This window comes from Streptomyces sp. NPDC023157 (assembly GCF_055560575.1).
In genome coordinates, this window is the sequence record NZ_JBVHIL010000001.1 from 1,054,259 (window position 1) to 1,073,848 (window position 19,590).

General features: G+C 71.4%; 16 protein-coding genes. 13 read left to right on the forward strand and 3 right to left on the reverse strand.

Translation table 11 applies throughout. The annotated features are described in order from the left end of the window. Positions 1-18 precede the first annotated feature (18 nt). From ACZ3ZE_RS04780 to ACZ3ZE_RS04790, 3 genes are read left to right on the forward strand one after another with little or no spacing between them, the layout of a single operon-like run. A complete protein-coding gene (locus tag ACZ3ZE_RS04780) occupies positions 19-1,176 on the forward strand; it encodes an acyl-CoA dehydrogenase family protein (RefSeq protein WP_361622361.1) in 1,158 nt (385 codons plus the stop codon). Continuing rightward, positions 1,177-2,049 carry an acyl-CoA thioesterase gene (locus tag ACZ3ZE_RS04785; protein WP_361162904.1) on the forward strand — a complete coding sequence of 291 codons (873 nt, stop codon included), beginning with the start codon at positions 1,177-1,179 and terminating at the stop codon, positions 2,047-2,049. A gap of 19 nt (positions 2,050-2,068) precedes the next feature. Next, positions 2,069-2,989 carry a cation diffusion facilitator family transporter gene (locus ACZ3ZE_RS04790; protein WP_361162902.1) on the forward strand — a complete coding sequence of 307 codons (921 nt, stop codon included), beginning with the start codon at positions 2,069-2,071 and terminating at the stop codon, positions 2,987-2,989. 163 nt (positions 2,990-3,152) lie between these two features. Here ACZ3ZE_RS04790 and ACZ3ZE_RS04795 read toward each other — a convergent pair whose 3' ends face one another. Further along, a complete protein-coding gene (locus tag ACZ3ZE_RS04795) occupies positions 3,153-3,935 on the reverse strand; it encodes a phosphatase (protein WP_467257333.1) in 783 nt (260 codons plus the stop codon). 37 nt (positions 3,936-3,972) lie between these two features. Next, positions 3,973-4,581 (reverse strand): SACE_7040 family transcriptional regulator, encoded by a 609-nt coding sequence (locus tag ACZ3ZE_RS04800; protein WP_361162898.1) that lies wholly within the window; start codon positions 4,579-4,581, stop codon positions 3,973-3,975. 96 nt (positions 4,582-4,677) lie between these two features. Here ACZ3ZE_RS04800 and ACZ3ZE_RS04805 point away from each other — a divergent pair, with 96 nt between their 5' ends. From ACZ3ZE_RS04805 to ACZ3ZE_RS04850, 10 genes are all read left to right on the forward strand, one after another. After that, positions 4,678-6,285 (forward strand): carboxyl transferase domain-containing protein, encoded by a 1,608-nt coding sequence (locus tag ACZ3ZE_RS04805; RefSeq protein WP_363292920.1) that lies wholly within the window; start codon positions 4,678-4,680, stop codon positions 6,283-6,285. A gap of 35 nt (positions 6,286-6,320) precedes the next feature. Then, positions 6,321-8,315: an acetyl/propionyl/methylcrotonyl-CoA carboxylase subunit alpha gene (locus tag ACZ3ZE_RS04810; RefSeq protein WP_363292933.1), complete on the forward strand. Its 1,995-nt coding sequence runs from the start codon at positions 6,321-6,323 to the stop codon at positions 8,313-8,315. Next, positions 8,312-9,247, forward strand: coding sequence for a hydroxymethylglutaryl-CoA lyase (locus ACZ3ZE_RS04815; RefSeq protein ID WP_467257335.1), 936 nt, complete (start codon positions 8,312-8,314; stop codon positions 9,245-9,247). The genes ACZ3ZE_RS04810 and ACZ3ZE_RS04815 overlap by 4 nt, the downstream gene beginning before the upstream one ends. 2 nt (positions 9,248-9,249) lie before the next feature. Then, positions 9,250-10,410 carry an acyl-CoA dehydrogenase family protein gene (locus ACZ3ZE_RS04820; protein ID WP_361162892.1) on the forward strand — a complete coding sequence of 387 codons (1,161 nt, stop codon included), beginning with the start codon at positions 9,250-9,252 and terminating at the stop codon, positions 10,408-10,410. A 206-nt stretch (positions 10,411-10,616) separates the two neighbouring features. Then, a complete protein-coding gene (locus tag ACZ3ZE_RS04825) occupies positions 10,617-11,666 on the forward strand; it encodes an ABC transporter substrate-binding protein (RefSeq protein WP_363292921.1) in 1,050 nt (349 codons plus the stop codon). Positions 11,667-11,669: 3 nt separating this feature from the next. Continuing rightward, the gene (locus ACZ3ZE_RS04830; RefSeq protein ID WP_467257337.1) at positions 11,670-12,581 is read left to right on the forward strand and encodes a siderophore-interacting protein; all 912 of its coding nucleotides are present in this window, start codon (positions 11,670-11,672) and stop codon (positions 12,579-12,581) included. A 142-nt stretch (positions 12,582-12,723) separates the two neighbouring features. After that, positions 12,724-14,223 carry a pyridoxal phosphate-dependent decarboxylase family protein gene (locus ACZ3ZE_RS04835; protein ID WP_467257339.1) on the forward strand — a complete coding sequence of 500 codons (1,500 nt, stop codon included), beginning with the start codon at positions 12,724-12,726 and terminating at the stop codon, positions 14,221-14,223. Then, positions 14,210-15,493, forward strand: coding sequence for a lysine N(6)-hydroxylase/L-ornithine N(5)-oxygenase family protein (locus ACZ3ZE_RS04840; protein WP_442304084.1), 1,284 nt, complete (start codon positions 14,210-14,212; stop codon positions 15,491-15,493). Before ACZ3ZE_RS04835 ends, ACZ3ZE_RS04840 begins: the two co-directional genes overlap by 14 nt. Beyond that, the gene (locus tag ACZ3ZE_RS04845) at positions 15,490-16,020 is read left to right on the forward strand and encodes a GNAT family N-acetyltransferase (protein WP_361622346.1); all 531 of its coding nucleotides are present in this window, start codon (positions 15,490-15,492) and stop codon (positions 16,018-16,020) included. The genes ACZ3ZE_RS04840 and ACZ3ZE_RS04845 overlap by 4 nt, the downstream gene beginning before the upstream one ends. Beyond that, the gene (locus ACZ3ZE_RS04850; RefSeq protein ID WP_442304083.1) at positions 16,017-17,798 is read left to right on the forward strand and encodes an IucA/IucC family protein; all 1,782 of its coding nucleotides are present in this window, start codon (positions 16,017-16,019) and stop codon (positions 17,796-17,798) included. Before ACZ3ZE_RS04845 ends, ACZ3ZE_RS04850 begins: the two co-directional genes overlap by 4 nt. Positions 17,799-17,875: 77 nt before the next feature. On the opposite strand, the gene ACZ3ZE_RS04855 is transcribed toward ACZ3ZE_RS04850, so the two are convergent. Beyond that, a complete protein-coding gene (locus ACZ3ZE_RS04855; protein WP_467257341.1) occupies positions 17,876-19,477 on the reverse strand; it encodes a beta-N-acetylhexosaminidase in 1,602 nt (533 codons plus the stop codon). Between the last annotated feature and the right edge of the window lie 113 nt (positions 19,478-19,590).

Here is a 19,590-nt window from a genome sequence, read left to right on the forward strand (position 1 = left end):
GACCAAAGGAGGCGGCTCGTGCGCCGTACCGTATTCAACGAGGACCACGAGGCGTTCCGGGAGACCATCCGCGCCTTCATCGAGGCCGAGGTCGTCCCGGTCTACGACGAGTGGTTCGCGGCCGGCCAGGCGCCCCGCGACTTCTACGACAAGCTGGGCGAGCTCGGCATCTTCGGCATCAACGTGCCCGAGGAGTTCGGCGGCGCCGGCCTGGACACCCACAAGTTCGAGGCCGTCCTCTACGAGGAGACCTCCCGCGCCGGCGTCCAGTTCGGCGGCTCCGGCGTGCACGTGCTGCTCGCGCTCCCGTACATCAAGATGCTCTCCACCGACGAGCAGAAGAAGCGCTACCTGCCGAAGTTCGTCACCGGCGAGGAGATGTGGGCGCTCGCCATGACCGAGCCGGGCACCGGCTCCGACGTCGCGGGCATGAAGACCACCGCCAAGCTGTCCGAGGACGGCACCCACTACGTCCTCAACGGCTCCAAGACCTTCATCACCGGCGGCGTCCACGCCGACCGCGTGATCGTCTGCGCCCGCACCTCCGCCCCGTCGGCCGAGGACCGCCGCTTCGGCATCTCCCTCTTCGCCGTCGACACCAAGTCCGAGGGCTACTCCATCGGCCGCAAGCTGGACAAGCTGGGCCTGCGCACCTCCGACACCGCCGAGCTGGCCTTCGTCGACGTGAAGGTCCCCGTCGAGGACCTGCTCGGCGAGGAGGGCAAGGGCTTCTACTACCTCGGCCACAACCTGGCCTCCGAGCGCTGGGGCATCGCCTTCGGCGCCTACGCCCAGGCCAAGGCCGCGGTCCGCTTCGCCCAGCAGTACGTCACCGACCGCACGGTCTTCGGCAAGCCGGTCGCCTCCTTCCAGAACACCAAGTTCGAGCTGGCCGCCTGCCAGGCCGAGGTCGACGCCGCCGAGGCCGTCGCCGACCGCGCCCTGGAGGCCCTGGACGCGGGCGAGCTGTCCCCCGCCGAGGCCGCCAGCGCCAAGCTGTTCTGCACCGAGGTCGCGCACCGCGTCATCGACCGCTGCCTCCAGCTGCACGGCGGCTACGGCTACATGAACGAGTACCCGATCGCCCGCCTGTACGCCGACAACCGCGTCAACCGCATCTACGGCGGCACCAGCGAGATCATGAAGTCGATCATCGCCAAGTCGATGGGCCTGTAAGTGCCCGAAGCGCACACGGCACTGGATGACCTGCTCGACCTGCTCGACCTCGAGCGGATCGAGCAGGACATCTTCCGGGGCGAGTCCCGCCCCTCCATCGTCCCCCGCGTCTTCGGCGGCCAGGTGGCCGCCCAGGCGCTGGTGGCGGCCGGACGCACGGTCCCCGAGGACCGCCTCGCCCACTCGCTCCACGCGTACTTCCTGCGCGCCGGGGACCCGGGCGCCCCGATCGTCTACACGGTCGACCGCATCCGCGACGGACGCTCCTTCACCACCCGCCGGGTGGTGGCCGTCCAGCACGGGCAGCCGATCTTCCACCTCTCCGCGTCGTTCCAGACGTACGAGGAGGGCCTGGACCACCAGGCGGAGATGCCGCCCGCCCCGGACCCGGAGTCCCTGCCGACCCCGGCCGAGATGCTCCCCCTGCACCTCCCCCGCGAGGTCGCGGACCGTCTCATCGAGGCCCGCGCGGCCGTGGACCTCCGCTACGCCGAGGTCCCCCCGTGGGGCAGCGTCGGACAGCCGCGCGAACCCCGCTCCCAGGTCTGGTTCCGCACCAACGGCAAACTCGCCGACGACCCGCTCCTCCACATCGCCCTGGCGACCTACGTCTCCGACATGACGCTCCTCGACTCGATCCTCCTGGCCCACGGCCGGGGCGGCTGGGCGGTGGGCGACGTCGTCGGGGCGTCCCTGGACCACGCCATGTGGTTCCACCGCCCCTTCCGGGCCGACGAGTGGCTCCTGTACGACCAGGAGTCGCCGACCGCCTCGGGCGGACGCGGCCTCGGCCAGGCGCGGATCTTCACCCAGGACGGACGGCTGGCGATCTCGGTCATCCAGGAGGGTGTCGTTCGCGTCCCGCGCCGATGACCGGACATACCGTCCGATCATGGCGGAGAACGGCGAGAGCACCTTCACAGTGATCGTGGCGGCGATGGCCAACCTGGGCATCGCCGCCGCCAAGGCCGTCGCGGGCGTGGTCAGCGGATCCAGCGCGATGCTCTCGGAGGCCGCCCACTCGCTCGCCGACACCGTCACCGAGTTCATGCTCCTCACGGCCCTCAAGCGCAGCGAGAAGCCCGCCGACGAGGACCACCCCCTGGGCTACGCGAACGAGCGCTACGTCTGGGCGATGCTGGCCGCGGTCGCCACCTTCGTGGGCGGCGCCGTCTTCTCCCTCTACGACGGCATCCACACCCTCGTCGAAGGCGAGGAACTGGGCGACCCCACCGTCTCGTACATCGTCCTGGGCGTCGCCTTCCTCCTCGAAGGCTTCAGCCTCCGCACGGCCGTCAAGCAGGTCCGCGCCGAGGCGGACCGCGTGAAGGCCCCCTTCAGCCGCTACCTGCGCCTGACCCCCGACACCACCGTCAAGGCCGTGGTGATGGAGGACTCGGCGGCCCTGGCGGGCCTGATGCTCGCGGCCGGCGGCCTGCTGGGCGTCGAGATCACCGGCTCGTCCGTCTGGGACGGCGTCGCCTCGATCCTGATCGGCCTGCTCCTGGTCTACGTGGCCTGGGTCCTCGGACACGCCAACGCCGAACTCCTCATCGGCCGCCCGCTCCCCCGCACCATGCGGCAGGCCGTCCGCGAGGAACTCCTCGCCGTCGACCACGTCGTCGGCGTCCTCGACCTGACGACCCTGATCCAGGGCCCGGACGAGGTGATGGTCGCGGCGAAGGTCGACTTCCGCGACATCTCCACGGCCGCCGAAGTGGAACGCGCCTGCGAAACGGCCGAAGCCCGCCTCCGCACCCGCTTCCCGGCCATCCGCCGCGTCTACCTGGACCCGACACCGGGCCGCGGATGAAGACGGCGGGGAGGGGGCCGGATCCGGAGCGGGGGTAGGGGGTGTCCGGACGTGGCGGCGCCCGTAACGAGCGAAGCGAAGTGAAGGTCGCAGTCCGGACACCCCCTACCCCCGCGGAGGTTCCGGCCCCCGTGGAGGCACCGGTCGAGGCGCTACGACCGGCTCAGCCGCCCAACCCCGCCGCGTCCAGCAGATACGCGGTCAGCGGCTCGTAGAACCGAGGATCCACCACATGGTCGTCCAGCGGCACGGTGACCTGCATCGTCCCCTCCGCCTCCGCGAGGAACAGCGCCGGGTCGTTGGAGTCCGCGTACCCCACCGAGTCGACCCCCCGCTGAGCCGCCCGCCCCGCCCACCCGTGGTCGGCGACGACGAGATCCGGCGCGGCCTCGCCGACCGCCGCCAGCCCGTCGAGGATCGCGTTCATGGGCTCCGGGGAGTGCGTGTGCCACAGGCTGGCGCCCCGCTCGAAGACGGCGACGTCGGCGAACTGCACGACGTACCCCTCGTCGGCGGTCAGCCCGCCAGGGATCCGCACGATGTCGCAGCCCCGGGCCCGCAGCGCGGCGGCGACCCGGCTGTGCGCGTCGATGAGCGCGCCAGGGTGCCCGGTCGCGAACAGCACGCGCTCCTTGCCGGCGGCGGCCTTGGCGAGCCGCGCTGCCATCCGGTCGAGGGCGCCGACGGTCAGCTCGGGGTCGATGGTGTCCTGCCCGGCCCGGTGCGCCGGGTCGTCGACGACCCCGCACCGCTCGGCCATGACCGCGAGCACGTCCTGCTCGTCGGTCCACCGGTCGCCGAACTCCAGGCCGAACCAGTAGTGCCGGTCGCCGTTGGCCAGCCGGCGGTAGTGCGCGAGGTTGTTGTCGCGCGGCGTGGCGACGTCTCCCGCGATACGGGTCCGGACGAGGTGCTCGACGAGGGCGGGGCGGCTGAGTATCGGCATGGGGGCCATTCTGCCCGTTGGGTGCGGGCCCCGGGGCTCAGGCCCCGGGCGAGCCCAGCGCCCCGAAGGCCCCGTGGGCCAGGCTGCGCAGCAGGTTCTCCATGCCGGTCCGGCCCAGCGGCGCCCCCAGGTGCGGGGTCGAGTTGAGGAGGCCGAAGACGGCGTGGACGGCGGCGCGGGCCTCCGGTTCGGCGGCGGCCGGGTACAGGTCGCGGACGACGGCGACCCATAGTTCGACGTACTGCCGCTGGAGCTGCCGGACCCGCTTGCGGTCCTCGTCCTTGAGCCGGTCGAGCTCACGGTCGTGGAGGGTGATCAGCGGCCGGTCGTCGAGGGCGAAGTCGATGTGCCCGTCGATGAGGGAGCCGAGGAGGACGCGCGGGTCCCCGTCGGACTCCGCGACCCGCAGCCGGCCGCCGTCGAGGAGCCGCTCGCTGATGCCGACGAGCAGTTCGGCGAGCATCGCGTCCTTGCCGGGGAAGTGGCGGTAGAGCCCGGGTCCGCTGATGCCGACGGCGGCTCCTATCTCATCCACCCCCACGCCGTGGAAGCCGCGCTCAGCGAAGAGGCGGGCGGCTTCCTTGAGGATCTGCTGGCGTCGCGTCGGGGCGTCGGTCCGTCCGGTCGGCGTCGGCGTCGTGGTCATGGATTCGATTCTAGACAACCCCGTTAGCGGTCGTTAACCTGAAGGCCATACGTTAACGCTCATTAACCGAGTGGACCGAGCAAGGGAGCTCGACGGATGCAGCAGGCACCTGTGCTGACGAGCGCGGCGGACCCCGCCTCGCCGGCCTGGCAGGCCAACGAGGCGGCCCACCACGAGCTGACCGCGGCCCTCCGCGCCAAGCTGGCCGCCGCCGCGCTCGGCGGCGGGGAGAAGTCCCGCGCCCGGCACGTCGCGCGCGGCAAGCTGCTGCCGCGGGACCGGGTGGACACGCTGCTCGACCCGGGCTCGCCGTTCCTGGAGCTGGCCCCGCTCGCGGCGAACGGGATGTACGGCGACCAGGCCCCCGCGGCCGGCGTCATCGCGGGCATCGGCCGGGTGAGCGGCCGCGAGTGCGTGATCGTCGCCAACGACGCGACCGTCAAGGGCGGCACGTACTACCCGATGACGGTGAAGAAGCACCTGCGGGCGCAGGAGGTGGCGCTGGAGAACCGTCTCCCCTGCCTCTACCTGGTCGATTCGGGCGGTGCCTTCCTGCCGATGCAGGACGAGGTCTTCCCGGACCGCGAGCACTTCGGCCGCATCTTCTACAACCAGGCCCGGATGTCCGGCGCCGGCATCCCGCAGATCGCGGCGGTCCTCGGCTCCTGCACGGCGGGCGGGGCGTACGTCCCGGCGATGAGCGACGAGGCGGTGATCGTCCGGAACCAGGGGACGATCTTCCTCGGCGGCCCGCCGCTGGTGAAGGCCGCGACCGGCGAGGTCGTCACGGCGGAGGAGCTCGGCGGCGGCGAGGTCCACTCGCGGATCTCCGGCGTCACCGACCACCTCGCGGAGGACGACGCGCACGCGCTGCGGATCGTGCGGAACATCGTCGCGACCCTGCCCGAGCGCGGCCCGCTGCCCTGGTCGGTGGAGCCGGCCGAGGAGCCGAAGGTGGACCCGGCGGGGCTGTACGGGGCGGTGCCGGTCGACTCGCGGACGCCGTACGACGTGCGCGAGGTGATCGCCCGGGTCGTGGACGCCTCCCGCTTCCAGGAGTTCAAGGCGGAGTACGGGCAGACGCTGATCACCGGCTTCGCCCGGATCCACGGGCACCCGGTCGGCATCGTCGCCAACAACGGCATCCTGTTCGCCGAGTCCGCCCAGAAGGGCGCGCACTTCATCGAGCTGTGCGACCAGCGCGGGATCCCGCTCGTCTTCCTGCAGAACATCACCGGCTTCATGGTCGGCAAGGCGTACGAGCACGGCGGCATCGCCAAGCACGGCGCCAAGATGGTGACGGCGGTGGCGACCACGCGGGTCCCGAAGCTGACCGTGGTCGTCGGCGGCTCCTTCGGCGCGGGCAACTACTCGATGTGCGGCCGGGCGTACTCCCCCCGCTTCCTGTGGATGTGGCCCAACGCCAAGATCTCCGTGATGGGCGGCGAGCAGGCCGCGTCCGTCCTCGCCACGGTCAAGCGCGACCAGCTCGGCGACGCGTGGAGCGCCGAGGAGGAAGAGGCCTTCAAGGACCCGATCCGTGCGCAGTACGAGACGCAGGGCAGCGCTTACTACGCGACGGCCCGGCTCTGGGACGACGGGGTCATCGACCCCATGGAGACCCGGCAGGTCCTCGGCCTCGCCCTGACCGCCTGTGCCAACGCGCCCCTGGGTGACCCCCAGTTCGGCGTCTTCCGGATGTGAGGGTTCCCCAGGAGATGCAGAGCGAGATGCAGCACATGTTCGACACCGTCCTCGTGGCCAACCGGGGCGAGATCGCCGTCCGCGTCATCCGCACCCTGCGGGAGATGGGCGTCCGCTCGGTGGCCGTGTACAGCGACGCGGACGCCGACGCCCGGCACGTACGGGAGGCGGACACGGCGGTACGGATCGGTCCGCCGCCGGCCGCCGAGTCGTACCTGTCCGTGCCGGCGCTGCTCGACGCAGCCCGGCGCACCGGCGCGCAGGCCGTCCACCCCGGCTACGGCTTCCTCGCGGAGAACGCCGGGTTCGCGCAGGCGTGCGCGGACGCGGGCCTGGTCTTCATCGGCCCGTCCGCCTCGGCGATCTCCCTGATGGGCGACAAGATCCGGGCGAAGGAGACCGTGAAGGCGGCGGGCGTCCCGGTCGTGCCGGGCGCCGCCGACCCCGACATCGTCGAGGCCGCCCGCGAGCTGGGCGCGCCCGTGCTGCTGAAGCCGAGCGCGGGCGGCGGCGGCAAGGGCATGCGGCTGGTGCGGGACCTGACGGTCCTGGAGGAGGAGATCGCGGCGGCGCGGCGCGAGGCGCGGTCCTCGTTCGGCGACGACACGCTGCTCGTGGAGCGGTGGATCGACCGGCCGCGGCACATCGAGATCCAGGTCCTCGCCGACGCCCACGGCAACGTCGTCCACCTCGGCGAGCGCGAGTGCTCGCTCCAGCGGCGCCACCAGAAGATCATCGAGGAGGCGCCGAGCGTCCTGCTGACCCCGGAGCTGCGGGCGTCGATGGGTGCGGCGGCGGTCGAGGCGGCGCGCTCCTGCGGGTACGTGGGCGCGGGCACGGTCGAGTTCATCGTGCCGGGCGGCGACCCCTCCGCGTACTGCTTCATGGAGATGAACACCCGCCTCCAGGTCGAGCACCCGGTGACCGAGCTGATCACCGGCCTGGACCTGGTGGAGTGGCAGCTGCGGGTCGCGGCGGGCGAGCCGCTGGGCTTCGCGCAGGAGGACGTACGCCTGGACGGCTGGGCGATCGAGGCGCGGATCTGCGCCGAGGACCCGGCGCGCGGCTTCCTGCCGTCGGGCGGCACCGTCCTCGCGCTGCACGAGCCGCAGGGCGGCGGGGCGCGCACGGACTCGGGCCTGTCGGAGGGCTCGGAGGTCTCGTCCCTCTACGACCCGATGCTGTCGAAGGTCATCGTCCACGCCCCGGACCGCCCCACGGCCCTCCGCCGCCTCCGCGCGGCCCTCGCCGAGACGGTCACCCTGGGCGTCCCCACCAACGCGGGCTTCCTCCGCCGCCTCCTCGCCCACCCGGACGTGGCCGCGGGCGACCTGGACACGGGGCTGGTGGAGCGGGACGCGGAGAGCCTGGTCGACGCGACGGTCCCGGCCGAGGTGTACGCGGCGGCGGCGCTGCTGCGCCACTTCCCCGAGGCGGGGCCCGCCGAGGGCTGGGTCGACCCGTTCGGTGTCGTCGACGGCTGGCGCCTGGGCGGCACCCCGGCCTGGACCCCGCACCACTTCCGCGTCCCCGGCCACGAGCCGGTGAGCGTGGGCGTACGCGGCACGGCCGCGAGCGCCGAGCTGCTGCTCGGCGGCGACTCCCCGGCTCCCGGCAGGGTTTCGGGAAGGGGCGGGGTGGGGGAGCTCGTCGTGTACCTCGACGGCGTCACCCACCGGTTCACCCTCGCCGCCTCCCCGGAGGGCTTCTGGCTCGGCCGCGACGGCGACTCCTGGCACGTGCTGGATCACGACCCCGTCGCCGCCGCGCTGTCCGGCGCCCGGCACGGTGGGGCCGACACGCTGGCCGCGCCGATGCCGGGGACCGTGACGGTCGTGAAGGTGGCGGTCGGGGACGAGGTGGAGGCCGGGCAGAGTCTGCTGGTCGTGGAGGCGATGAAGATGGAGCACGTCATCTCCGCCCCGCACGCCGGCACCGTCACCGAACTGGACGTCACTCCCGGCACGACCGTCGCCATGGACCAGGTCCTGGCCGTCGTCGCCCCGCGCGAGGAGAAGGAGGAGGCATGAGCGGTCTGCCGATGACCGTGGCCGATCCGGCGCTCCCGGCCCGGGTCAGGATCCACGAGGTGGGGCCCCGGGACGGGCTGCAGAACGAGAAGACGGTCGTCCCGACCGAGGTGAAGGCCGAGTTCGTACGGCGCCTCGCGGCGGCGGGTCTGTCGACCGTCGAGGCGACGAGTTTCGTGCACCCCAAGTGGGTCCCCCAACTGGCGGACGCGGAGGAGCTGTTCCCCCTCGTCCAGGACCTGCCCGTGCGCCTGCCCGTCCTCGTGCCGAACGAGCGCGGCCTGGACCGGGCGCTCACGCTGGGCGCCCGGCACGTCGCCGTGTTCGCGTCGGCCACCGAGTCCTTCGCCAAGGCCAACCTCAACCGGACTGTGGACGAGGCGCTCGCCATGTTCGAGCCGGTGGTGACCCGGGCGATAGAGCAGGGCCTGACGATCCGCGGCTATCTGTCGATGTGCTTCGGCGACCCCTGGGAGGGCGCCGTGCCGGTCGAGCAGGTCGTCCGGGTCACCAAGGCGCTCGCCGAGATGGGCTGCGACGAGCTGAGTCTCGGCGACACGATCGGCGTGGCGACCCCGGGGCACGTCCAGGCGCTGCTGACGGCGCTGAACGAGGCCGGGGTGCCGACCTCGCGTATCGCCGTGCACTTCCACGACACGTACGGGCAGGCCCTGTCCAACACGCTCGCCGCGCTCCGGCACGGCGTGACCACGGTCGACGCCTCCGCGGGCGGCCTCGGCGGCTGCCCGTACGCGAAGAGCGCGACCGGCAACCTGGCCACCGAGGACCTCGTGTGGATGCTCGACGGCCTCGGCATCGAGACCGGGGTCGACCTGGCCGCCCTCACCGCGACCAGCGGGTGGATGGCCGAACAACTGGGGCGGCCGAGCCCGTCCCGTACCGTCCGCGCGCTCTCCCACAAGGAGTCCTGAGCATGTCCCTCGACCACCGGCTCTCCGAAGAGCACGAGCAACTCCGCCGCACCGTCGAGGAGTTCGCCCACGACGTCGTCGCCCCGAAGATCGGCGACCTGTACGAGCGTCACGAGTTCCCGTACGAGATCGTCCGCGAGATGGGCCGCATGGGCCTGTTCGGCCTGCCGTTCCCCGAGGAGTACGGCGGGATGGGCGGCGACTACCTGGCGCTGGGCATCGCCCTGGAGGAGCTGGCCCGGGTGGACTCCTCGGTGGCGATCACCCTGGAGGCGGGCGTCTCGCTGGGCGCGATGCCGGTCTTCCGTTTCGGTACGGAGGAGCAGAAGCGGGAGTGGCTGCCGAAGCTGTGCTCCGGCGAGGTGCTCGGCGCGTTCGGCCTGACCGAGCCGGGCGCCGGCTCGGACGCGGGCGGCACCCGTACAACGGCCGTCCGGGACGGTGACGACTGGGTCATCAACGGCTCGAAGTGCTTCATCACCAACTCCGGTACGGACATCACGGGTCTGGTCACGGTCACCGCGGTGACCGGCCGGAAGGCGGACGGCCGCCCGCTGATCTCCTCGATCATCGTGCCCTCGGGCACGCCCGGTTTCACGGTCGCGGCGCCGTACTCGAAGGTCGGCTGGAACTCCTCGGACACCCGCGAGCTGTCCTTCCAGGACGTGCGCGTCCCGGCGGCGAACCTGCTCGGCGAGGAGGGCCGCGGCTACGCGCAGTTCCTGCGCATCCTGGACGAGGGCCGGGTCGCGATCTCGGCGCTGGCGACGGGTCTGGCGCAGGGCTGTGTCGACGAGTCGGTGAAGTACGCGAAGGAACGTCACGCCTTCGGACGCCCGATCGGCGACAACCAGGCCATCCAGTTCAAGATCGCCGACATGGAGATGCGGGCGCACATGGCCCGGGTCGGCTGGCGCGACGCGGCCTCCCGGCTGGTCCTGGGCGAGCCGTTCAAGAAGGAGGCGGCGCTGGCGAAGCTGTACTCCTCGACGGTCGCGGTGGACAACGCGCGCGAGGCGACCCAGATCCACGGCGGCTACGGCTTCATGAACGAGTACCCGGTGGCGCGGATGTGGCGCGACTCGAAGATCCTGGAGATCGGCGAGGGCACCAGCGAGGTCCAGCGCATGCTGATCGCACGGGAGTTGGGCCTGTCCGGCTGACCCCGGCCCGTATCCGAGAAGCCCGCCGTCCCTTTCGGGGCGGCGGGCTTCTTCGTGCCCCCTTCGCGTCCCCTTCGCGTCGCCTTCGGGCCTCTCGCGCCCCGCGCACGCCCCCGACCCCACCCCTGTTGATCCTGATGAGGTTAGGCTAACCTACCTTCGACTAGCCCAGGCCGACCCCGGCTCGTACCGAAAGCGACTTCGCCATGCCCAGCACCGCCCGAGCCACCTTCCTCACCCGCCGCGGCCTGCTCGCCGCGGGCGGCGCCCTCGGGCTCGTCGTCACGCTCACTGCCTGCGGCGGCGACGGCAAGGCCGGCGACTCCTCCGCCAAGTCCTCCGAGAAGGCCGGGCCGTGGAAGTTCACCGACGACCGCGGCACCGTCGTCGAGGCGAAGACCACCCCGAAGAACATCGTGGCCTTCACCGGAACCGCCGCCGCCCTCAAGGACTTCGGCGTCGAGGTCAAGGGCGTCTTCGGCCCGACCACGGTCAAGGACCCCAAGACCGGCGCGGTGACGCCCGACGTGCAGGCCGGCGACCTGGACATCAACAAGGTCAAGGTCATCGGCAACGTCTGGGGCGAGTTCAAGATCGAGGAGTACCTCAAGCTCCAGCCCGAGCTCCTCATCACGGACATGTGGGAGAAGAACGACCTCTGGTACGTGCCGGCGGAGCAGAAGGACAAGATCCTCAAGGTCGCGCCGAGCGTCGCCCTGTGGGCCGCCGACCAGTCCATGCCGGCCGTGCTCCAGCGCCACGCCGACCTCGCCGCCTCCCTCGGCGCCGACGTGAACACCGCGCAGATCAAGGCCGACAAGGCCCGCTTCGAGGCCGCCGCCGAGCGCGTCCGCAAGGCCGCCCAGGGCAAGAAGGACATCAAGGTCCTCATCGGCTCCGGCTCCCCGGACCTCTTCTACGTCTCCACCCCGGTCCGCCCGACCGACACGCTCTTCTTCAAGGAGCTCGGCGTCAACATCGTGACGCCCACCAAGCTGGACCAGGCCGGCTGGTTCGAGGGCCTGAGCTGGGAGAACGTCGACAAGTACAAGGCCGACATCATCATGCTCGACAACCGCACCTCGGCCCTGCAGCCCGAGGCCCTGAAGGCCAAGCCCACCTGGGCGGCGCTGCCCGCCGTCAAGGCCGGCCAGGTCATCCCGCGCGTGACCGAGCCCATCTACTCGTACGCCAAGTGCGCCCCGCTCCTGGAGGACCTGGCCAAGGCCCTCGAGAACGCCAAGAAGGTGTCCTGACCCATGACGAACGCCGAGACCGCACCGTTCCAGTTCTTCAGCCTCCAGGTCGACCGGACGCGGCGGCTCGGCCCGACCCTGGTCCGCGTCACGTTCACCGGTGAGGACCTGAAGCGCTTCGCCGCCGGGGGCCGCGACCAGTCGCTCTCCCTCTTCCTGCCGCACCCGGGACAGGCCGCCCCCGTCCTGCCGCCGCTGGACAACCCGGACATGTACGCGATCCTGGGCGCCTGGCGGGCCATGCCCGACACCGAGCGGGCCGTGATGCGCTCGTACACCGTCCGCGAGCAACGGCACTCCCCCGTACCCGAGATGGACATCGACTTCGCGGTCCACGAGGACGGCGGCCCCGCCTGCCGCTGGGCCCAGCACGCCCGGCCCGGCGACCGGGTGGTCGTGCTCGGGCCGGCGGTCGCGGAGAACACCGGGGTGCGCTTCCGGCTCCCCGAGGACGCCGACTCCGTGCTGATCTGGGGCGACGAGACGGCCCTGCCGGCCGCCTCCGCGATCCTGGAGTGGCTGCCGGCCGAGACCCGCGCCCACGTCTACCTCGAAGTCCCGTACTCCGGCGACCGGATGGAGCTGGCCACGCAGGCCGACGCGACCGTCACCTGGCTGGTACGGGAGGAGGGCGCGCCGTCCGCCGTCGAGGCCGTCGCGGGCGCCGAACTCCCGGGCGAGGCGCCGTACGTCTGGATCGCGGGCGAGTCCGGCGCGGTGAAGGCGCTGCGCCGCCACTTCGTGCGGGAGCGCGGTCTCGACAAGCGCCGGGTCACCTTCGTCGGCTACTGGCGCAAGGGCCTCTCGGAGGACGCCCTGCGCGAGGTGCCGGACGAGACGACGCAGGACGAGTCGCAGGACGCCGGTCAGATGGCGACTCAGGACGCGGCTCAGGACGCGCAGGCGGTGGCCTAGCCCGTACCCCCAGACCCCCCACAGGGCCGACGGCCCCTCAACCCTCGCGGGTTGGGGGGCCGTTGTTGTGCTTGGAGATTAGGTTAGGCTAACCTTACTAAGCCTTGACCGACCGCGTCCCCCACACCCGGAAGGGCCTCACATGCGTTCCCACCTGCTCAACGACACGACGGCGGAGTCGTACCGACGCTCCGTCACCGAAGGAGTGGAGCGGGTGGCGAGGAAACTCGCCACGACGCGCGGCCCGTTCACCGGGGTCACGCCCGCCGAACTCGCCCCCGTGGTCGACGCCGTGGACCTCGACCGGCCGCTCGGTGACGCCTCCGCCGCCCTCGACGAGCTGGAGGACGTCTACCTCCGCGACGCGGTCTACTTCCACCACCCGCGCTACCTGGGGCACCTCAACTGCCCGGTGGTCATCCCCGCCGTCCTCGGCGAGGCCGTCCTCTCCGCCGTCAACTCCTCCCTCGACACCTGGGACCAGAGCGCCGGCGGCACCCTCATAGAGCGCAGGCTGATCGACTGGACGACCGGCCGGATCGGCCTCGGCCCCTGCGCCGACGGCGTGTTCACCAGCGGCGGCACCCAGTCCAACCTCCAGGCGCTGCTGCTCGCCCGCGAGGAGGCGAAGGCGCCGGGCGGCCCGTCCGGCCCCGCCGACCTGGCGAAACTGCGCATCTTCTCCTCCGAGTGCAGCCACTTCAGCGTCCAGAAGTCGGCCACCCTCCTCGGCCTCGGCGCCGACGCCGTCATCTCCGTCCCGGTCGACCGCGACAAGCGCATGCAGTCCGTCGTCCTCGCCGCCGAGCTGGAGGCCTGCCGCGCCGAGGGCCTGGTCCCGATGGCGATCGTCGCCACCGCCGGCACCACCGACTTCGGCTCCATCGACCCGCTGCCCGAGGTCGCCGCCCTGGCCGCCGAGTACGGCGCCTGGATGCACGTCGACGCCGCCTACGGCTGCGGACTGCTCGCCTCGCGCACCCGCCGGGAGCTCCTGGACGGCATCGAGCTGGCCGACTCGGTCACCGTCGACTTCCACAAGTCCTTCTTCCAGCCGGTCAGTTCCTCGGCCCTGCTGGTCCGCGACGGCGCCACCCTGCGCCACGCGACCTACCACGCCGACTACCTCAACCCGCGCCTCCCCCAAGTTCTCGACTCCGCTCGAACAGGGGGGACCCCCATGGTCACCGAGCTGATCCCCAACCAGGTCGACAAGTCCCTCCAGACCACCCGCCGCTTCGACGCCCTCAAGCTGTGGATGACGCTGCGCGTCATGGGCGCGGACGGCGTCGGCGAGCTCTTCGACGAGGTCTGCGACCTGGCCCGGGCGGGCTTCGAGCTGCTCGCCGCCGACCCGCGCTACGACGTGGTCGTGCGGCCGCAGCTCTCCACCCTCGTCTACCGCTACATCCCCGAGGCCGTCACCTCGCCCGCCGAGATCGACCGCGCCAACCTCTACGCCCGCAAGGCCCTGTTCGCCTCCGGCGAGGCTGTGGTCGCGGGCACGAAGGTCGACGGGCGCCAGTACCTGAAGTTCACCCTGCTCAACCCCGAGACGACCGTGGCCGACATCGCCGCCGTCCTCGATCTGATAGCCGGCCACGCCGAGCAGTACCTGGGAGAGAACCTTGTCCACGCCTGAGACGTCCCGGACCTACGACTTCATCGGCATCGGCCTCGGTCCGTTCAACCTGGGCCTCGCCTGCCTGACCGAGCCCATCGACCGGCTCGACGGCCTCTTCCTGGAGTCCAAGCCGGACTTCGAGTGGCACTCGGGCATGTTCCTGGAGGGCGCGCACCTCCAGACGCCGTTCATGTCGGACCTGGTCACGATGGCCGACCCGACCTCCCCGTACTCCTTCCTGAACTACCTGAAGGAGAAGGGCCGGCTCTACTCCTTCTACATCCGCGAGAACTTCTATCCGCTGCGGACGGAATACAACGACTACTGCCGCTGGGCCGCCGCGAAGCTGTCCTCCGTGCGCTTCTCGACCACCGTCGCCGCCGTCTCGTACGACGAGGGCGCCGAGGAGTACGTGGTGGCCACCGAGACCGGAGAAACGTTCCGCTCGCGACGGATCGTGCTCGGCACCGGCACCCCGGCGTACGTCCCCGAGTCCTGCGCGGACCTGGGCGGCGACTTCCTCCACAACTCGCGCTACCTCCCCAACAAGGAGGCGCTGCAGAAGAAGAAGTCCATCACCCTGGTCGGCAGCGGCCAGAGCGCCGCCGAGATCTACTACGACCTCCTCTCGGAGATCGACGTCCACGGCTACCGCCTGAACTGGGTGACCCGCTCCCCGCGCTTCTTCCCGCTGGAGTACACCAAGCTCACCCTGGAGATGACCTCCCCCGAGTACGTGGACTACTTCCACGCGCTCCCGGAGGCGACCCGCTCCCGCCTGGAGACCGCGCAGAAGGGCCTGTTCAAGGGCATCGACGGCGAGCTGGTCGACGCGATCTTCGACCTGCTCTACCAGAAGAACCTGGCCGGCCCCGTCCCCACCCGCCTGCTCACCAACTCCGCGCTGCTCTCCGCCGCGTACGACGAGACCGCCGGGAGCTACACGCTCGGCTTCCGCCAGGAGGAGCAGGAGAAGGACTTCACCGTCGAGACCGAGGGCCTGATCCTCGCGACCGGCTACAGGTACGCCGTCCCCGCCTTCCTGGAGCCGGTCCGCGACCGGCTCCGCTGGGACTCACAGGGCCGCTTCGACGTGGCCCGCAACTACTCGATCGACACGACGGGCCGCGGGGTCTTCCTGCAGAACGCCGCCGTGCACGCCCACTCCGTCACCTCGCCCGACCTGGGCATGGGCGCGTACCGCAACGCGTTCATCATCGGCGAGATGCTGGGTGCCGAGTACTACCCCGTCGAGAAGACCATCGCTTTCCAGGAGTTCGCGGTATGACCGTTGAGATACGCCCCCTCGACCCGCTCAAGGACGCGGAGCTGATCCACCCCTGGGTCACCCATCCCAAGGCCGCCTTCTGGATGATGCAGGACGCGAAGCTCCAGGACGTCGAGCGCGAGTACATGGCGATCGCCGCCCACCCGCACCACGACGCCTTCATCGGCCTCGTGGACGGCGCGCCCGCCTTCCTCATGGAGCGGTACGACCCGGCGAAGGCCGAGCTGGTCGGGCTCTACGAGCCGCTGCCCGGCGACGTCGGCATGCACTTCCTCGTCGCGCCCGCCGACACCCCCGTGCACGGCTTCACCCGCCTGGTGATCACCGCCGTCATGCGCGAGCTGTTCGCCGACCCGGCCACCGCCCGCGTGGTCGTCGAGCCGGACGTGCGCAACACGGCCGTGCACGCGCTCAACGCCGCCGTCGGATTCGTTCCGGAGCGGGAGATACAGAAGCCGGAGAAGACGGCCCTGCTGAGCTTCTGCACCCGCGCCCAGTTCGTGGCCGCCACGGGAGCCGCCGTATGAGCACCTTCACCGACCCCGTCGCCCACCTCACCCCCGAGCGCTGGGCCGACGCCAACCGGGCCCTGATCCGCAAGGGCCTCTCCGAGTTCGCCCACGAGCGGCTGCTCGACCCGCAGGAGCTGGGCGAGGGCCGCTACCGGGTGCTGAGCGACGACGGGCGCACCGAGTACCGGTTCACCGCCGACCGCTTCGCCCTCGACCACTGGCAGATCTACCCGGACTCCCTCAGCTGCCACCAAGGCAGCGAGCAACTCCCCCTGGACGCCCTGCGGTTCATCACCGGGCTGCGCAGCTCCCTCGGGCTGAGCGACGAGATCCTGCCGGTCTACCTGGAGGAGATCTCCTCCACCCTGGCCGGCACGGCGTACAAGTCGACGAAGCCGCGGGTGACCGCCGCCGAGCTGGCCCGCTCGGACTTCCAGGCGATCGAGACCGGGATGACCGAGGGCCACCCCTGTTTCGTCGCCAACAACGGGCGGCTCGGCTTCGGCGTCGACGAGTACCGCGCCTACGCCCCCGAGGCGGCCGCCCCGATCCACCTCGTGTGGCTGGCCGCGCACCGCGACCGCACCACCTTCACGGCGGGCGCCGGGATCGACTACGAGACGTTCATCCGGGCCGAGCTCGGCGACCGGGCGGTCGACGCCTTCGCCGCCACCCTCGCGGCCCGCGGCCTGGACCTCGCCGACTACCTCCTCGTGCCCGTGCACCCCTGGCAGTGGTGGAACAAGCTGTCCGTCACCTTCGCCGCCGAGGTCGCCCAGCAGCGGCTGGTGTACCTCGGCGAGGGCGACGACGCCTACCTGGCGCAGCAGTCCATCCGTACCTTCTTCAACAGCTCCGACCCGGCCAAGCACTACGTGAAGACGGCCCTGTCGGTCCTCAACATGGGCTTCATGCGCGGGCTTTCGGCCGCCTATATGGAGGCCACCCCGGCCATCAACGACTGGCTGGCCGGCCTGATCGAGTCGGACTCCGTCCTCAAGGCGGCCCGCTTCTCGATCATCCGCGAGCGCGCGGCGGTCGGCTACCGGCACCTGGAGTACGAGGCGGCCACCGACCGCTACTCGCCCTACCGCAAGATGCTCGCCGCGCTGTGGCGCGAGTCCCCGGTGCCGACCCTCGCCGAGGGCGAGAGGCCGGCGACGATGGCCTCGCTGCTCCACGTCGACCACGCGGGCGCGTCCTTCGCGGGCGCCCTGATCAAGGAGTCGGGTCTGTCGCCGGCCGACTGGCTGCGCGGCTACCTCGACGCCTACCTGCTCCCGGTCCTGCACTGCTTCTACGCGTACGACCTGGTCTACATGCCGCACGGCGAGAACGTGATCCTCGTCCTCGACGAGCGGGGCGCGGTCGCGCGGGCGATCTTCAAGGACATCGCCGAGGAGATCTGCGTCATGGACCCGGACGCGGTCCTGCCGCCGGCGGTGGAACGGGTCCGCGCCGAGGTCCCGGAGGACATGAAACTCCTCTCGGTCTTCACGGACGTCTTCGACTGCTTCTTCCGCTTCCTCGGCGCCACCCTGGCCGCCGAAGGAGTCGTGGACGAGGACACCTTCTGGCACGCGGTGGCCGACTGCGTGAAGCGCTACCAGACGTCCAACCCGGCCCTGGCGGACCGCTTCGCCCAGTACGACATGTTCGCGCCCACCTTCGCCCTCTCGGCCCTCAACCGCCTCCAGCTGCGCAACAACCGCCAGATGGTGGACCTGGCGGACCCGTCGGCAGCCCTCCAACTGGTCGGCGACCTGGTCAACCCGATCGCCCGCTTCGCCTGACGAGCCGCCCCACGATCCGGCGTGGGCCCCGGCGGAGTAGGGTCCTCCGCCGGGGCCCGCGCTGCTGTCCCTACCCCTTACTCAGCCGCCCACGGCACCTGCGGCGACCGGTAGTAGTCGATGCCCAGCGCGGTCAGCCGCGGCCCCTGCGCGGCGAGCCGGAGCCGGTAGTCCTCCCAGTCGTGGGTCGCCGCCGGGGACCAGCCGAGTTCCGCGATGCCCGGCAGGCGCGGGAAGGCCATCTGGTCGATGTGGGCGCTCTCCGAGACGGTCTCGGTCCACAGCGGGGCCTCGACGCCCGCGACGGACGACTCGGGCAGGCCGGGCAGGAGGGTGGCCGGGTTCCAGTCGTACGCGCGCTGCACCTCCACGTATCCGGCCCACGCGAGGCCCAGCTTCGTGTCCTTCGTGTACTTCATGTCGAGGTAGGCGCGGTCGGCGGGCGAGAGGATGATCCCGGTGCCGTTCCGGCCGGCCGCCGCGACCTGCTCCTTCTCCGCCGCCGAGCTGCGGTCCAGGCCCCAGTACTGGGCGAGGGCGCCCGGCGCGGGCCGGGCGCCGGTCAGCTGGTGCCAGCCGATGACGGTCTTGCCGTACTTCGCGACGAGCGGCTGCACCCGGTCCATGAAGGCCTCGTAGTCGGCGTGGCTGGTGGAGTGCGCCTCGTCGCCGCCGATGTGGAGGTAGCGGCCCGGGGTGAGGGCGGCCAGTTCGCGGATCACGTCGTCGACGAAGTCGTACGTGATCTCCTTCGGCACGCACAGGCTGCTGAAGCCGACGTTGGTGCCGGTGTAGAGGGGCGGGGCGACGCCGTCGCAGTTGAGTTCGGCGTAGGAGGCGAGGGCCGCGTTGGTGTGGCCGGGCAGGTCGATCTCGGGGACGACCTCCTGGTAGCGGGAGGCGGCGTAGCGGACGATCTCCCGGTAGTCGTCCTTGGTGTAGTAGCCGCCGGGTCCGCCGCCGACCTGGGTGGAGCCGCCGTAGGTGGCGAGCCGGGGCCAGGAGTCGACGGCGATGCGCCAGCCCTGGTCGTCGCTGAGGTGCAGATGCAGCTTGTTGATCTTGTAGAGGGCCAGCTGGTCGATGTAGCGCTTGACCTGGTCGACGGTGAAGAAGTGGCGGGAGACGTCGAGCATGGCGCCCCGGTAGGCGTAGCGCGGGGTGTCGGTGACGGTGCCGCCGGCGATCTGCCAGGGCCCGGCCTGGACGGTCCGCTTCTCGACGGCGGCGGGCAGTTGCTGGCGCAGGGTCTGGACGCCGCGGAAGAGCCCGGCGGGCCGGTACGCGGTGAGGATGACGCCGCCGCGCCCGGAGCGCAGCTCGTACCCCTCCTCGCCGAGCGCGGTGGCGCGCGGGGAGAGCCGGAGCAGGATGCCGCCGCGGGCCGCGTCGTCGTCGACGACGGGCAGCGGGTAGCCGGTGGAGGGGCGGAGGAGTCCGGCGAGGTAGCGGCCGATGGCGCGCGATTCGCGGCCGTCGGCGTCGACGCGGACGGCGGTGGCGCGGGTCAGGGTGTACGGCGCTCCGCCGGGGGTGACGGAGGCGGGCGCGGGGACGATCGCGCCTAACGGACGTACGGGGTCGGGTGCCGGGGCGCTGGTCGCCCCGACGGTCGAGAGGCCTGCTGCGAGGAGGAGGAGTGAACCGAGGAGTCGCGGAAACGTTCTGCGCTGTCTCACGGGCATGTCCCTTTCGACGGGCGTGCGGGTGCGAGCGATGCGTATCCGAACAGTCACCATGCGTACCGTCTGCCTCAGCGACGGTCAAGGTCTAGGCCAATTAGCCCATCTAG

What these genes read in the sequence shown, in the direction of transcription:
- ACZ3ZE_RS04790 (WP_361162902.1), top strand. Translation starts at nt 2,069, where the DNA reads ATGGCGGAGAACGGCGAGAGCACCTTCACAGTGATCGTGGCGGCGATG.
- ACZ3ZE_RS04795 (WP_467257333.1), bottom strand. Translation starts at nt 3,935, where the DNA reads ATGCCGATACTCAGCCGCCCCGCCCTCGTCGAGCACCTCGTCCGGACC.
- ACZ3ZE_RS04800 (WP_361162898.1), bottom strand. Translation starts at nt 4,581, where the DNA reads ATGACCACGACGCCGACGCCGACCGGACGGACCGACGCCCCGACGCGA.
- ACZ3ZE_RS04805 (WP_363292920.1), top strand. Translation starts at nt 4,678, where the DNA reads ATGCAGCAGGCACCTGTGCTGACGAGCGCGGCGGACCCCGCCTCGCCG.
- ACZ3ZE_RS04810 (WP_363292933.1), top strand. Translation starts at nt 6,321, where the DNA reads ATGTTCGACACCGTCCTCGTGGCCAACCGGGGCGAGATCGCCGTCCGC.
- ACZ3ZE_RS04815 (WP_467257335.1), top strand. Translation starts at nt 8,312, where the DNA reads ATGAGCGGTCTGCCGATGACCGTGGCCGATCCGGCGCTCCCGGCCCGG.
- ACZ3ZE_RS04820 (WP_361162892.1), top strand. Translation starts at nt 9,250, where the DNA reads ATGTCCCTCGACCACCGGCTCTCCGAAGAGCACGAGCAACTCCGCCGC.
- ACZ3ZE_RS04825 (WP_363292921.1), top strand. Translation starts at nt 10,617, where the DNA reads ATGCCCAGCACCGCCCGAGCCACCTTCCTCACCCGCCGCGGCCTGCTC.
- ACZ3ZE_RS04830 (WP_467257337.1), top strand. Translation starts at nt 11,670, where the DNA reads ATGACGAACGCCGAGACCGCACCGTTCCAGTTCTTCAGCCTCCAGGTC.
- ACZ3ZE_RS04835 (WP_467257339.1), top strand. Translation starts at nt 12,724, where the DNA reads ATGCGTTCCCACCTGCTCAACGACACGACGGCGGAGTCGTACCGACGC.
- ACZ3ZE_RS04845 (WP_361622346.1), top strand. Translation starts at nt 15,490, where the DNA reads ATGACCGTTGAGATACGCCCCCTCGACCCGCTCAAGGACGCGGAGCTG.
- ACZ3ZE_RS04850 (WP_442304083.1), top strand. Translation starts at nt 16,017, where the DNA reads ATGAGCACCTTCACCGACCCCGTCGCCCACCTCACCCCCGAGCGCTGG.